The following is a 13,874-nucleotide window of genomic DNA, read 5'->3' on the forward strand; positions in this document are numbered from 1 at the left end:
CAACGTCAGATCATCGGCGAAATGCCGGTCACCCGTGGCGTCGGGCACGTACTTCACACAGACAACGATCCTCAAGCTCACGCCGGCTCTCCTACTGCATCGTCATTTCTGGGCTGCCTTGTTGCACGCAGCATAGGCGCCTGATGGGGCGGTTTCCGGTCGGGGCGACCGACGCTCCGAAGGAAATATTACTAGCCAGTACACCCAGTGCCTCACCCATGAGCAAGCGCTTGGAACTGTGATCTGGCCAACGTGCCGCACCCATGTGCCGCTTGGGAGTTCTCAGTCCCGCAGGGCGGTGAAACGGCCCTGGTGATAGAGGAGCGGGCGACCGCCTCCGGCCGGATCTCCGATCACGGCCTCCGCGATCACGATCCGATGGTCGCCCGCCGGGATCCGGGCCACCACACGGCAGACCAGCCACGCCAGCACGCCGTCGAGCACCGGCACTCCTTCGGGGCCACTGCGCCAATAGGTGGACGGGCCGAACCGGTCGGCGCCGCTGCGGGCGAATGTGGCGGCCAGATCCTGCTGGTGCTCACCGAGTATGTGGACGCCGATGTGCTCGGCCTCGGCCACGACCGGCCAGCTGGAGGACGAGGTTCCCACCCCGAAGGAGATCAGCGGCGGCTCGGCGGCGACGGAGTTCAATGAGGTGGCGGTGAAGCCGACCGGCCGGTCGCCTGCGGCAGTGATCACTGCGACGCCGGCGGCGTGCTGCCGGAAGACCGAGCGGAGGAGTTCGGGGGAAGCCGTGCGGGAGGTGCCGAGCTCGGGCGTAGCCGCCATGGAAATATCCTTCTGCGGAAGAGGTGTACGGGGCCTTGTCTGCTCAGGCACCCGGACAGCGCGCACTCGCATTTCGGGCGAGATCCACATGGGTTCGGCCGTAGAGAAGGAGTTCCGGCGGCATAGCGTCAGACTGACGATGCGTGGTGGGTGCAGTCAAGAGCGTTCCGCGATGTGGGAGATGCATCACGGTCCGTCACATCACCTGCCCCAGTGCGGCAACGACGTCGACGGTGCGCGGCTGCCCGACGGCCCGGCGGACGATCCGGCCGCCGGGGTCGAGGACCAGTACGGTCGGCGTCCGGCTGATCCCCAGCTCGCGCACGAGAGTGAGATGCGCCTCGGCGTCGATCTCGACGTGGGCCACGCCGTCCACCATGCGCGCCACCTCGACGAGAGTGCGCCGGGTGGCCCGGCACGGCTGACAGAACGCGCTGGAGAACTGCACCAGGGTCGCCTTCTCCCCCAATTCCGCGCCGAGTCGGGCCGCGTCCAGCGTTCCCCCGTGCATCTGCCCGTCCACCTGCGGCCTCCTGTCAGAGCTCTTCGCAAGAGGTCAGCACCGCCGAGCACCGTGGCATTCCCCGCGCTTCCACGTGACGAGAATCTCCCGCCCCACGCCCCCTGAGACTGGCCACCGCGTCGCGCATGGGGCACGATCGGCGCAATGCCGCAAACCTACGGCTGCGTAACTTCCGCCGGGAGAATCCTCCCCAGGCGCTGAAGAAGGGTCTTCCCCAGATGGCAGAACTCGTCTATCGACCGGTCATCGGCGCCGCTCGTACATTTTTCAAGGCGCTTGACCTGAAGATCGATACTCAGGGTTCCGAGCACATCCCGAAGACCGGTGGCGCGGTGCTGGTCAGCAATCACATCAGTTATCTGGACTTCATCTTCACCGGGCTCTCGGCGCTGCCCCAGAAGCGCCTCGTCCGCTTCATGGCGAAGGAATCGGTCTTCCGGCACAAGGTCTCCGGTCCGCTGATGCGCGGGATGAAGCACATCCCGGTCGACCGCAAACAGGGCGAGGACGCGTATGCGCACGCGCTCGCCTCGCTGCGGTCCGGGGAGATCGTGGGCGTGTTCCCCGAGGCGACGATCTCGGAGTCGTTCACGCTGAAGAGCTTCAAGTCGGGTGCCGCCCGACTGGCCCAGGAGGCCGGCGTCCCACTGATCCCGATGGCGCTGTGGGGGACGCAGCGGTTGTGGACCAAGGGACGGCCGCGCAATTTCAAGCGCAACCACCTCCCCGTGACGATCCGGGTCGGCGAGCCGGTGGAGGCGCCCACCGACCAGTACGCGGGCGCGATCACCCGGCGGCTGCGGGAGCGGGTTCAGGAGCTCCTCGAAGCGGCCCAGCGCGCCTATCCCGTACGTCCGAAGGACGCGAGCGACACCTGGTGGGTGCCCGCGCACCTCGGCGGTACGGCTCCGACGGCCGCCGAGGTGCGCGGGGCGAGCTGATGCGACCGGCTCACGACCACGGCTGAAACGTCACTCCGGAGCACCGACGGTGACCGTGCTCCGGGGCTCAGCTTCTCCAGCCGCTCGGCCAGTTCGGCGCCTGCGGCTTCGAGTTCACCGATCGTCATGGGCGCCAGGCGCTCCAGCAGGAACACGGCGTTCACGGACTCCTCGGTGAGCCGGGTGCGCAGCCCCTGACGCCAGTTCCAGCGACGGCAGGTGACGCCCTCGTCGTCACACCAGACGACTTCGCCGGGCTCGGGGTGCTCCACGGTCTCCTCGCCGCCTGCGACGGTGACGAACGGCTCCCGACCGGTGGAACGCACGAGTCGCATCGTGCCGCTGATGCGGTCGGTGTCCTCGCCGCCGACAGGGATCAGATGGGCGACGCTGATGGCGTTGTAGAGGTCGACCAGCAGATTGATGCGCGGCAGCCCGGCGTCGGTGAGTGCGCGCCGGGCCAGGGCCTCGGCGGAGTTGCGGGTGCGGGAGGGTTTGGCGCCGAAGGCGGTGTACGTCTCGCGCCAGGCGGCGAGGTGCGGGTCCTCGTGCGGGGCCCGGCCATCGAGCCGTTCGGCCAGTCGGCGGCCGGCCTCGTCCAACAGCGCCGAACTGTCGTCGCTGCTGGGCCCGTTGACCAGGCCACGCGCTTCGACGGCGATATGGGTGAAGCCGGGGGCGAGGGTGCGTACGTCGTCGGAGACGGTGAACGTCAGGGTCATCGACTGCCTTGTCTCGGGACGGGATCTCAGAGCGCTGTGGGGAGAGTGCGCCACAGCTGCGGGCGGTCCTCGGCGGACCTCAGGCCGTGCAGTACCGCCGGATGCGGTGCAGCATAGAGTACTGGATAGTCTACTTCATTGAACTCTGACCGAACGGGCCACGCCAGCCGCTCGCCATCGAGCGAGAAGTGGGCGTCGACGCCCGGCTTGTTGCCGCGTGGGTCCTGACGGTCCCAGCGGTCACGGCCGGGCAGCCTGATCGCGATCAGCCCGTGCACGGGACCGGGCTCCCCGCCGCCCTCGCAGAGCGCCTGGTAACAGAGGGCGGCCGGGATGCCCGCCGCGCGCAGGAGAGCGGCCAGGGCATGGGACTTGGCGTGACAGATGCCGTTGCGTGTCGCGAGGACGTCGGAGGCACGCCAGGCGACCCGCAGGTCCCCCGCGTCCGCCGAGTGCGCAATCGTGTCGCGTACGAAGACATAGGCGGTAGCCGCGTATGAGTATGCGTCGGCGGTCTTGTCACGGAGAGCGGCGACCGCCTCCTGCACCACCGGGTGCCCGTGGTCGATGGCCTCGTCCGCGGCAAGGTAAGCAGACATATCCGGGACTTGCTGGATCAGCTCCATGACCGCCGAGCGTAAGTATGCGGTCGACCGGATGTCAATGACTTTCCGAACGACCGCATACTTATTCAGACGAATTACTTCGCCATCTCGTCCTTCAGCGCGAGAACGAACGCGTCGACATCGTCCTCCGTCGTGTCGAAGGCGCACATCCAGCGCACATCGCCGGCGGCCTCGTCCCAGAAGTAGAAGCGGAAGCGCTTCTGCAGTCGCTCGCTCACCTCGTGCGGCAGCCGGGCGAAGACGGCGTTGGCCTGGACGGGATGGAGGATGTCCACCCCGTCCACCGCACGCACGCCGTCCGCGAGCCGCTGGGCCATGGCGTTGGCGTGCCGGGCATTGCGCAGCCAGAGGTCCCCGGCGAGCAGCGCCTCCAACTGCACGGAGACGAAGCGCATCTTCGAGGCGAGCTGCATCGACAGCTTGCGCAGGTGCTTCATGGCACGCACGGCGTCCGGGTTCAGGACGACCACGGCCTCGCCGAAGATCGCCCCGTTCTTCGTGCCGCCGAAGGAGAGGACGTCGACGCCGACGGTGTTGGTGAACGTGCGCATCGGCACGTCCAGCGACGCCGCGGCGTTGGCTATCCGGGCCCCGTCCAGATGGACCTTCATGCCGTGGCCGTGAGCGTGCTCGCAGATCGCCCGGATCTCGTCGGGTGTGTAGACCGTGCCCAGCTCGGTGTTCTGGGTGATCGAGACGACCTGCGGCATGGCCCGGTGCTCGTCGTCCCAGCCGTACGCCTGCCGGTCGATGAGCTCGGGCGTGAGCTTGCCGTCCGACGTGGGTACGGTGAGCAGCTTGAGACCGCCCACCCGCTCCGGGGCACCGCCCTCGTCGACATTGATGTGGGCGGATTCCGCACAGATCACCGCGCCCCAGCGGTCGGTCATCGCCTGGAGGGAGACGACGTTGGCACCGGTTCCGTTGAACACCGGAAAGGCTTCGGCGGTGGGGCCGAAGTGGCTGTGCATGACGCGCTGGAGGTGCCCGGTGTATTCGTCCTCGCCGTAGGCGATCTGGTGACCGCCATTGGCGAGGGCGATGGCCGCGAGAATCTCCGGGTGCGTGCCCGCGTAGTTGTCGCTGGCGAAACCGCGTACCTGTGGGTCGTGGTGGCGTCGCGCGTCGGTCCTTACGGTTGTGGGGTCAGCCACAGGCGCTTTCCGTTCACTTCCGGGGCGGGCCGGTCCCAGACGCCGACGATGGCGTCGGCCAGATCCTTGACGTCCGTGAAGCCCGCGAATTTCGCATGGGGGCGCTCGGCGCGCATCGCGTCGTGCACCAGTGCCTTGATGACCAGGATCGCAGCCGCCGTTCTGGGCCCTTCCTCGCCCCCCGCTTTACGGAAGGCGTCCGCGAGGGCGAGGGTCCAGGCCTCGGCCGCGGCCTTCGACGCGGCGTAGGCCGCGTTTCCCGCGGTGGGCTTGCTCGCCCCGGCCGCGCTGATCAGCACATAACGGCCCCGGTCGCTGCGCTGCAGGCCCTCCTGGAAGGCCAGCGAAGTGTGCTGGACCGTGCGGATCAGCAGCTTCTCCAGCAGATTCCAGTCGGCGAGGTCGGTCCCACCGAAGGTGGAACTGCCGCGCCAGCCGCCGACGAGGTGGACCAGGCCGTCGATCCGGCCGAATTCCTTCTCCGTCTTGTCCGCCCAGTCGCGGGTGGCGCCGAGGTCCAGAAGATCGACCGTGTCACCCGTGACGGTGGCGCCGCCGTGGGCATAGCGGGCGGCGTCGACCGCCTCGGCCAGGCGGGTGGCGTCCGCGTCGGAGGCGACGACGGTCGCACCGGCCTCGGCGAGCCGCAGCAGCGCGGCCCGGCCCGCCGGACCGGCGGCCCCGGCGACCGCGACCACGGCACCTTCGAGAGCACCGCTCCCGCTGCCCTTTCCGTTTCCGTTCATGACCACCGCCTCCTCAGGACCGGCGCTCACGCGGCTGCCCGCTCGGCATCCGCGGCGGTGATCCCCTTGGTCGAGGCGATCACGTTCTTCAGCTTCTTGGAGAGCGCCTCATAGAACATGCTCAGGGGAAACTCGTCCGGAAGCACCTCGTCGACGAGCTTCCGCGGCGGCTGCGACACATCGAGCGCGTCCGGGCCCTTGGCCCAGCGGGAGCCGGGGTGGGGGGCGAGGTAGGTGGAGACGAGGTCGTACGCGGCGAACCAGTGCACGAGCTTGGGACGGTCGATACCGTCGCGGTAGAGCGTCTCGATCTCGGCGCAGAGCTGATTGGTGACCTGCGGGGCACGGTCCCAGTCGATCCGCAGCTTGTTGTCGGTCCAGCGGACGACGTCGTGCTTGTGGAGGTACGCGAAGAGCAGCTGGCCGCCGAGGCCGTCGTAGTTGCGGACGCGCTCACCGGTGACGGGGAAGCGGAACATCCGGTCGAACAGCACGGCGTACTGGACGTCGCGGCCCTGCGGGAAGCCGTCGGCCTCCAGCTTCACGGCCTCCTTGAAGGCGGTGAGGTCACAGCGCAGCTCTTCGAGCCCGTACATCCAGAACGGCTGGCGCTGCTTGATCATGAAGGGGTCGAACGGCAGGTCGCCGTGGCTGTGCGTCCGGTCGTGAACCATGTCCCAGAGCACGAAGGCCTGCTCGCATCGCTGCTGGTCGCCGATCATTTCGCGGATGTCGGCGGGCAGCTCGACGCCGAGCAGCTCGACCGACGCCTCGGTGACCCGACGGAAGCGGGCGGCCTCGCGGTCGCAGAAGATCCCGCCCCAGCTGAACCGCTCCGGGGCCTCACGCACGGCGACGGTCTCCGGGAAAAGCACCGCGGAATTGGTGTCGTAACCCGAGGTGAAGCCCTCGAAGGTGATGCCGCAGAACAGCGGGTTGTCGTAGCGGGTGGCTTCGAGCTCGGCCAGCCACTCGGGCCAGACCATCCGCAGCACGACCGCTTCGAGGTTGCGGTCCGGGTTGCCGTTCTGGGTGTACATCGCGAAGAGGACCAGGTGCTGCACCCCGTCGGCGCGGTCCTTGGCCGGCTGGAAGGCGAGCAGCGAATCGAGGAAGTCCGGCACGCCGAAGCCGTCCGCGGCCCAGCGGCGCAGGTCCGCGACAAGGGCGCGGTGGTAGGCGGCGTCGTGCGGTAGCAGCGGGGAGAGCTCCTCGACCGCGGCGATCACGCGTTCCAGGGTCGCCCCGGCGACCGCCGGGGACGGCGCGTCCTCGGCGTCGAAGTCGATGGATCCGTCCTTCGACTGCCAGGGGCGGATCTCCTCCACGGCATTCTTGAGCGCGGGCCAGGCGGGGTGATCGACCACTCGTTGATCCGTAGCTATGTCACCTGCGGCGACGTCGTGCACAAGAATTTCCGTCATAACACTTCCTCCACGGGAGAACCTCGCGTCAAGCAACCGTATCCGTGTGCGGTTCCTTCGGACAAGTGGGCCCCAGAAGATTATCCTGTCGACCCCCCGTGGTCACCGCGATTCTTCCTGCATAGAACCTCCCGGGCGACCACTTCCGTCGACCCGACGCATTCCGGCACTGCCGACCCCACACGATCGAACGCGCGAACGATCGAACTGTGCGGACGCGCCCACGCATGGGTGACACGGCTCGCCGGGTACGGCCACGGACCGGTAGGACGGACGGCATCCGCCTTTCGCTCCACCACCGGAGACCCGCCGCGTGAGCATCCGTGCCGTCCGTGCCGCAGGCGTCATCACCGGGCTCCTGCTCGGTGCCACCGATGTCCGGGAACCCGGCGCCGCTCCCCCGGCGCCGGGCGGTTGCCTCCCGACAGCGGGCCGTAGGCTGCCGGATTGCCGTAATGCCGCGGTGCTTCGTGGGTAGGAGCAGCCTGCGGGGAGACGCCGTCGACGGAAGCGAGTTGCCTTGTCCTTTCTCACCATCGGTCATCGCGGAGTGATGGGCGTCGAGCCGGAGAACACCCTGCGGTCATTCGTCCACGCGGAACGGGCCGGGATGGACGCCATCGAACTCGACCTGCACCTGAGCAAGGACGGCGCGCTGGCCGTCATGCACGACACCGAAGTGGACCGCACGACGGACGGCAGCGGTCCGATCGCCGAGAAGACCCTGTCCGAGCTGCGCGAACTCGATGCCGGGCAGGGCGAGCGGGTGCCGGTCTTCGAAGAGGTGCTCGACGCCGTACGGTCCCCCGTACAGGCAGAGATCAAGGATGTGGCCGCGGCCCGCGCGCTGGCCGAAGTGATGCTGCGACGCGGTCTCGTCGAGCGGGTCGAGGTGTCGTCCTTCCACGACGAGGCGGTCGCCGAGATCGCGCAGCTGGTGCCGGGGGTACGGACCGTGCTGATCGCCAGCCGCTGGCGCAACGACGTGGTGGACCGGGCGAAGGCGGTGGGTGCGCAGACGCTGGCACTGAACATCCGCCGCCTCACCCTGGAGGTGGTCGAGCAGGCGCATGCCGAAGGACTGAAGGTCATCGGCTGGGTGGTGAACACCCAGGATCATCTGCGGCTGGTACGCGCCCTGCGGCTGGACGGCGCGACCACCGACTACCCGGAGATCCGCCGCGCCAGCCGCTTCACCGCCTGATCACCGCCGCGGTCACACCAGGTCCTTGACCAGGAGTTCGAACGTGAGATCGTCACGCTGCGGGATACCGAAGCGCTCGTCGCCGTACGGGAAGGGGCTGAGCCTGCCCGTACGGCGGTAGCCGCGGCGCTCGTACCAGGCGATCAGTTCCTCGCGCACCGAGATCACGGTCATGTGCATCTCCGTCACCCCCCAGCCCTCCCGGACGGCGCGCTCGGCCTCGGCGATGATCACCTTGCCGAGGCCGGCTCCCTGCAGCTCGGGACGGACCGCGAACATCCCGAAGTAGGCGGCGTCGCCGCGGTGTTCGAGCTGGCAACAGGCGATGAGCGCGCCGTCGCGCTCCACCACGAGCAGTCGGCTGCCGGGCGCTTCGACGACCTGGCGGACGCCGTCCGGGTCGGTCCGCTGCCCCTGCAGGATGTCCGCCTCGGTGGTCCATCCGGCCCGGCTGGAGTCCCCGCGGTACGCCGACTCGATCAGCGTCACGAGTGCGGGCACATCGGCGTCGGCCGCATCGCGGAAGGTCAGCTGCAAGTCCTGGGCGGGGGCTGTGTCCATGGCGATGGCTCTCCGTTTCTCTGCTGTGGCCGTGCCGGAGCAGCGTAACCCGCGTGTTCCGCACCCGGGCCCGCTCGTTCGGATCACGCCGGGCTCGCGTGCCCCGGCACCGGGGGCCCTTCGCCATCCCGCCCCGTTGCAGAGGAAAGACCCCTGGTGCCGTGACCGGAAGGGTTCACCGGCTCGTGGCGCCCGGCACGGCACCTCGCCGCGTTGTCGCATCGCCCGAGTACGTCCGACGAGGGCGATCCTCCGCCGTGCGACGCACCGCACCGGACGCCGCGAGCTTCCCGGCGGACCTGCCTGGCCACAGCACTAGAGTGCGGCGCATGGTTCATGTGCTGAGCAGCCGGATCCTGTTGCGTCCGGCCGATCCCGAGCGGTCTCGGGTCTTCTACGGGGAGTCCCTCGGGCTGCCCGTCTACCGGGAGTTCGGCACCGGCCCCGAGCGGGGCACGGTCTACTTCCTCGGCGGCGGCTTCCTGGAGGTCTCCGGGCGTGCCGCCGCACCGCCGGTGCCCGGTCTCGAACTCTGGATGCAGGTCGCGGACGTCCGGGCGGCGCACGAGGAGGTGTCGGCCCGCGGCGTCGAGGTGCTGCGGCCGCCGGTGCGCGAGCCGTGGGGGCTCGTCGAGATGTGGATCCGTGATCCGGACGGGCACCGGATCGTCATGGTGGAGGTACCGGCGGACCACCCACTGCGCCACCGCCCCTGACGGGGCCGCCGGAGCGGGGCCGTCAGCGCCCGGTGCGGCTTCGCTCCGCACAGTCGACGAGCACGGGCAGGGCCCTTTCCAGACTGCCGTCGTGGTCCGCGAACGGCAGCCGCAGGTGGTGGCGGAAGCCGTCTACGGCGGAGAAGGCGGGTCCGGGCACGATCAGTACGCCCGCGCGGCGGGCCAGCTGGGCGGTGGCCTCGGCGTCGGCGCCGGGGATCTCCACCCACAGGGCGGAGCCTCCCGCGGGCCGGTCCCATCGCCATCCGGTCCGCTGGGCGCGCAGGAGCCGTTCGGTCTCTGTCAGGCGTTCACGCAGCCGGGCGCGGCGGGTGGCGCGCGCCGCGGGCAGTCGGCGGAGCAGTTGCACGGCCAGCATCTGGTCCACCACCGGGCACGACAGGTCGACGGACTTCTTGATGTCGGCCAGACGGCGGACGACGGTGGTGGAGGCGCGTATCCAGCCCAGTCGCAGGCCGCCCCAGAAGAGCTTGGACAGGGTGCCGACGGTGGCGGTGGCGGCGGGCGGCAGCTGGGCCGCCAGGGAGACCGGCGCGGTGTCGTGGCGCAGGGACAGTTCCGCATAGGCGTTGTCCTCCACGGTGTACAGGCCCTGTTCGGCCAGTACTGCGGCCCAGGCACGGCGGGTGTGCTCGTCCATGCCGCGTCCGGTGGGGTTGTGGACGGACGGCTGCAGATAGACGAGGCGCGGGCGGATGTGGCCGGCCAGCCGTGCGAGTGCGGCGGCGTTGTCACCGTGGGTGGTGTCCGCGGGCAGCGGGACCAGCCGGGCGCCGCGGGCCCGCAGCGCTTCGAGAGCGCCGCGGTAGGTCGGGTCCTCCACGATCACGGTGTCGCCTGGCTGGACCAGACCCTGGGTGATCAACCAGACGGCCTGCTGGGACCCGGCGGTCACCAGGATCTGTTCGGGCGAGGTCGGCAGGCCCGCCGAGCGGTGGTACTCGGCGATCCCCTCGCGCAGTTCGGGCAAGCCGTACGGCTGGTACCCGTCTCCGGCCAGCGCGGCGGCGAGGTCCTGGGCGGACAGGGCACCGATCGCCTCCGCGACCGCGGGCAGGCCGTCCAGCGCACCGCTGGACAGGTCGATGACCCCTTCCCGTGTCCCGAAACTGGCCAGCCGTCCCTCGGTCGCGGGCTCGCCCACCGCGCCCGAACCCCGCAGCCGGGAGCCGCTCCCCTGCCGGCTGTCCAGCCACCCTTCCGCTTCCAGCAGTCCGTACGCCGCCGTCACCGTGCTGCGGCCGACGCCGAGCGCCGTCGCGAGGGCGCGCTGCGAGGGCAGCACCGTGCCGGGAGCCACGTCCCCCCGTTGCGCCAGCTCGCGCAGTGCCTGAGCCAGCAGCAGCGGCAGCGCACCCGGGCCACCCTTGGACCACCCGGTCAGCAGGCGCGACAGGCGGGTGGGAGGAATGCGGTCCATGCACCCATCATCACCCGCCGCAGGCCAATTGCCGCCAAGTGGTCTTGGCCGCTTTCCGGCGCCTGGCACATGATCGGGAGAACGCCGTTGCAAAGGAGCAGAACATGGCGACCGTGGTGCTCGTCGGGACACTGGACACCAAGGGGGCGGAGTACGCGTGGCTCTCGGCGCGGCTGCGCGAATCGGGATGCGACGTCGTCCTCGTCGACGCCGGTGTGATGCCGCCGCCCGTCGGTGCCCCCGCGGGGGACATCGGCGCCGCCGCCGTCGCACATCGCGCCGGACATGATCTGGAGGCGCTGCGCGCCGCCGGGGACCGCGGGGCGGCCGTGACCGCCATGGCCGACGGCGTCGAACTGGTCGTCGGTGATCTGCACCGGGAGGGCCGGCTGCACGCGGTGCTGGCGGTGGCCGGCAGCGGCGGGTCGTTCATCGCCGCGCGTGCCATGCAGGCGCTGCCCGTCGGCGTTCCGAAGCTGCTGGTGTCCACCATGGCCGGCGGGGACGTGTCGCCGTACGTGGGCAGCAGCGACATCACCATGATGTACAGCGTGGTCGACGTCGCGGGCATCAACTCGGTGTCGTCCCGGATCCTGGGCAACGCGGTGGCCGCGGCGGCCGGCATGGCCGCCCACCACGAGCGGAGCGTCGGCCGCCCGTACCCCGGCGGGCGGCCGCTGATCGGTGCCAGCATGTTCGGCGTCACCACGCCCGCGGTCGACGCGGCCCGGCGCCGATTGGACGAACTGGGTTACGAGGTCCTGGTCTTCCACGCCACGGGGGCGGGCGGCCGGGCGCTGGAGAAGCTCGCCGCGGGCGGGTTCCTCGCCGGTGTCCTGGACCTGACCACCACCGAACTCGCGGACGAACTGGTCGGCGGAGTGCTGAGCGCCGGACCGGACCGGCTGACCGCTGCGGGCCGGGCGGGCATCGCGCAGGTCGTCGCGCCGGGCGCGCTGGACATGGTCAACTTCGGCGCCGGCGAGACGGTTCCGGAGCGCTTCGCCGAACGCCGCCTCCTGGTGCACAACCCCACCGTCACCCTGATGCGCACCACGGCCGACGAAATGACGGACCTGGGCACCCTCATGGGGCGGAAGCTGGCCTCGGCACGCGGCCCGGCAGCGGTCTTCTGGCCGCTCGGCGGCGTCTCCGCCGTCGATGCCCCGGACGGTCCCTTTCACGATCCGGAGGCCGACGCGGCCGGGCTGGCGTCGCTACGTGCGGCACTCCGGGGCAGCGCCGTCGAGCTGCGCGAGATCGACGCGCATCTGAACGACCCGTCCTTCGCCGTGGCCGCGGCCGACCACCTCCACGAGCTGATCACCGCTCACGACCGTTCGTCCGCGAACGTCTGAGTCACACTTACCGAAGAGGAGCCTTTCCGTGAACCGCAACCAAGCTCTGGCACGCCTGACCGACCAGGTCGGCGCGGGCAAGGCAGTCATCGGCGCAGGCGCGGGCACCGGTCTGTCCGCCAAGTGCGCGGAGGCCGGCGGCGTCGACTTGCTGATCATCTACAACTCGGGGCGCTACCGGATGGCCGGCCGGGGCTCCCTGGCGGGCCTGCTGCCCTACGGCGATGCCAACGCGATCGTGCTGGACATGGCCGGCGAGGTCCTCCCCGTGGTGCGGGACGTCCCCGTGCTCGCCGGTGTGTGCGGCACCGACCCGTTCCGGATCATGGGCAACTTCCTCGACCAGCTGAAGGCCATCGGCTTCACCGGCGTGCAGAACTTCCCCACGGTCGGTCTGTACGACGGCAAGTTCCGCGAGAACCTGGAAGAGACGGGCATGGGTTTCGGTCTGGAGGTCGACATGATCCGCCAGGCACACCAACGCGACCTGCTCACCGCCCCCTACGTCTTCGACCCCGAGCAGGCCGACGACATGGCGCGGGCCGGCGCGGACGTCCTCGTACCGCATGTCGGGCTGACCACCAAGGGGTCCATCGGCGCCTCGACCGCGCTCACGCTCGATCAGGCCGCCGCCGCCGTACAGGACATGCACGACGCCGCCAAGCGCGTCAACCCCGACATCATCGTGCTCTGCCACGGCGGCCCGATCGCCGAGCCCGAGGACGCCCGCTACGTCCTGGAGCACACGTCCGGGATCGCCGGCTTCTTCGGCGCGTCGTCCATGGAACGGCTTCCCACCGAGCGCGCCATCACCGACCAGGCGCGTGCCTTCAAGTCCCTCACCCTCGGCTGACCCGGCCGGGTAAGTACGGCGCGCGGCGGGGAACACCCCCTCCGTGCGCTCCCCGTACACCCCAGTGCGCCGCGTACGACGGTCCCGGCCCGGGCATCGACCAGGGGGACCCAAGTCGTACGTCCAGGGGGAGGTGCGCTGTGCACGGACCGGCGATGTCCGGCTGGCTGCTCATGGCGTTGTGCGCGATGACGGGCGCGTACTGCCTGTTGCGCACGGGGAGCCAGACCGCGGAGGGGCGCAGGGCGGCGCGTGCGGAGGCGTTGATGGGCTTCGGCATGGCGGCCATGGCGATGCCGGCCGCCGTCGTGACACCACCCGGGTGGGGGTGGGCGGTGTACGCGGTGCTGTTCGGCGCGGCCGCGTTGCGCGCGCTGTGGTTCTCCCGGCGCAGCGGGCACCATCTGCACCATCTGATCGGGTCGTCGGCGATGGTCTACATGGCGTTGACGATGGCGCCCGGCGGTGGAGGGGGGCACGGCGGGCACGCGGGCCATGGCGGCGTGGCGACGGCCGGGGGCGTACCTCTGCTGACCGGGCTGCTGCTGGCCTACTACGCGGTGTACGTACTGCGGTCGGGGGCCCGGCTGATACCGGTGGCCGCCACGGCGGGCGGCGGTGGACCGGTCGGGGAGGGGCCGGCCGGGGGCGGCTGGGGCGCACGGCCCGAGCTCGCGCTCGCCTGCCGGCTGACGATGGGGATCGCCATGTTCGCGATGCTGCTCACTCTGTGAGACAGGGGGACGAGCAAACCGTGGCGTACGTCACTTGCCGTGCACAGCCATACCGTGACCACCGTGCCACTCATAGGCTGAC

General features: G+C 70.1%; 14 protein-coding genes and 2 pseudogenes. 6 read left to right on the forward strand and 10 right to left on the reverse strand.

Going from position 1 to position 13,874, the window contains the following annotated elements; translation table 11 throughout:
- The 3 genes and pseudogenes from ABZ826_RS30155 to ABZ826_RS30165 all read right to left on the reverse strand — a co-directional run.
- A pseudogene (locus ABZ826_RS30155) lies at positions 1-81 on the reverse strand (electron transfer flavoprotein subunit beta); the annotation flags it as partial.
- A 201-nt stretch (positions 82-282) separates the two neighbouring features.
- Positions 283-789, reverse strand: coding sequence for a flavin reductase family protein (locus ABZ826_RS30160; protein ID WP_361455148.1), 507 nt, complete (start codon positions 787-789; stop codon positions 283-285).
- A gap of 196 nt (positions 790-985) precedes the next feature.
- Complete coding sequence (locus ABZ826_RS30165; protein ID WP_361455282.1) at positions 986-1,300, reverse strand: thioredoxin family protein; 315 nt, start codon at positions 1,298-1,300, stop codon at positions 986-988.
- Positions 1,301-1,530: 230 nt separating this feature from the next.
- On the opposite strand from ABZ826_RS30165, the gene ABZ826_RS30170 reads away from it, so the two are divergent.
- Positions 1,531-2,253, forward strand: a complete 723-nt coding sequence (locus ABZ826_RS30170) for a lysophospholipid acyltransferase family protein (protein WP_361455151.1) — start codon at positions 1,531-1,533, stop codon at positions 2,251-2,253.
- A 53-nt stretch (positions 2,254-2,306) separates the two neighbouring features.
- On the opposite strand, the pseudogene ABZ826_RS30175 reads toward ABZ826_RS30170, so the two are convergent.
- The 5 genes and pseudogenes from ABZ826_RS30175 to ABZ826_RS30195 form a co-directional block, all read right to left on the reverse strand.
- Positions 2,307-2,975: pseudogene (locus tag ABZ826_RS30175) on the reverse strand (phenylalanine--tRNA ligase beta subunit-related protein); the annotation flags it as partial.
- A gap of 26 nt (positions 2,976-3,001) precedes the next feature.
- Positions 3,002-3,601, reverse strand: coding sequence for a transglutaminase family protein (locus ABZ826_RS30180; RefSeq protein WP_361455154.1), 600 nt, complete (start codon positions 3,599-3,601; stop codon positions 3,002-3,004).
- Positions 3,602-3,675: 74 nt separating this feature from the next.
- On the reverse strand, positions 3,676-4,755 hold the full coding sequence (locus ABZ826_RS30185; RefSeq protein WP_361455157.1) for a low specificity L-threonine aldolase: 1,080 nt from the start codon (positions 4,753-4,755) through the stop codon (positions 3,676-3,678).
- The gene (locus tag ABZ826_RS30190) at positions 4,734-5,501 is read right to left on the reverse strand and encodes an SDR family NAD(P)-dependent oxidoreductase (RefSeq protein WP_361455160.1); all 768 of its coding nucleotides are present in this window, start codon (positions 5,499-5,501) and stop codon (positions 4,734-4,736) included. Before ABZ826_RS30190 ends, ABZ826_RS30185 begins: the two co-directional genes overlap by 22 nt.
- 26 nt (positions 5,502-5,527) lie before the next feature.
- Positions 5,528-6,925 (reverse strand): DUF6421 family protein, encoded by a 1,398-nt coding sequence (locus tag ABZ826_RS30195; protein ID WP_361455163.1) that lies wholly within the window; start codon positions 6,923-6,925, stop codon positions 5,528-5,530.
- A gap of 520 nt (positions 6,926-7,445) precedes the next feature.
- Between ABZ826_RS30195 and ABZ826_RS30200 the strand changes: the two genes are divergently transcribed.
- Positions 7,446-8,129, forward strand: a complete 684-nt coding sequence (locus ABZ826_RS30200) for a glycerophosphodiester phosphodiesterase family protein (protein ID WP_361455166.1) — start codon at positions 7,446-7,448, stop codon at positions 8,127-8,129.
- 12 nt (positions 8,130-8,141) lie between these two features.
- Here ABZ826_RS30200 and ABZ826_RS30205 read toward each other — a convergent pair whose 3' ends face one another.
- Positions 8,142-8,690, reverse strand: a complete 549-nt coding sequence (locus ABZ826_RS30205) for a GNAT family N-acetyltransferase (protein WP_361455169.1) — start codon at positions 8,688-8,690, stop codon at positions 8,142-8,144.
- Positions 8,691-9,019: 329 nt separating this feature from the next.
- On the opposite strand from ABZ826_RS30205, the gene ABZ826_RS30210 reads away from it, so the two are divergent.
- A complete protein-coding gene (locus tag ABZ826_RS30210) occupies positions 9,020-9,406 on the forward strand; it encodes a VOC family protein (RefSeq protein ID WP_361455172.1) in 387 nt (128 codons plus the stop codon).
- A gap of 22 nt (positions 9,407-9,428) precedes the next feature.
- Here ABZ826_RS30210 and ABZ826_RS30215 read toward each other — a convergent pair whose 3' ends face one another.
- Positions 9,429-10,847, reverse strand: a complete 1,419-nt coding sequence (locus ABZ826_RS30215) for a PLP-dependent aminotransferase family protein (protein ID WP_361455175.1) — start codon at positions 10,845-10,847, stop codon at positions 9,429-9,431.
- 104 nt (positions 10,848-10,951) lie between these two features.
- Here ABZ826_RS30215 and ABZ826_RS30220 point away from each other — a divergent pair, with 104 nt between their 5' ends.
- The 3 genes from ABZ826_RS30220 to ABZ826_RS30230 all read left to right on the forward strand — a co-directional run bounded on the left by ABZ826_RS30220 (position 10,952) and on the right by ABZ826_RS30230 (position 13,792).
- Positions 10,952-12,205: a Tm-1-like ATP-binding domain-containing protein gene (locus ABZ826_RS30220; RefSeq protein ID WP_361455178.1), complete on the forward strand. Its 1,254-nt coding sequence runs from the start codon at positions 10,952-10,954 to the stop codon at positions 12,203-12,205.
- A gap of 28 nt (positions 12,206-12,233) precedes the next feature.
- Positions 12,234-13,058: a phosphoenolpyruvate hydrolase family protein gene (locus ABZ826_RS30225; protein WP_361455181.1), complete on the forward strand. Its 825-nt coding sequence runs from the start codon at positions 12,234-12,236 to the stop codon at positions 13,056-13,058.
- A gap of 140 nt (positions 13,059-13,198) precedes the next feature.
- On the forward strand, positions 13,199-13,792 hold the full coding sequence (locus tag ABZ826_RS30230; RefSeq protein WP_361455184.1) for a DUF5134 domain-containing protein: 594 nt from the start codon (positions 13,199-13,201) through the stop codon (positions 13,790-13,792).
- Positions 13,793-13,874 lie beyond the last annotated feature (82 nt).

The sequence above is a fragment of the Streptomyces sp. NPDC047515 genome (assembly GCF_040643055.1).
Lineage (GTDB): Bacteria > Actinomycetota > Actinomycetes > Streptomycetales > Streptomycetaceae > Streptomyces.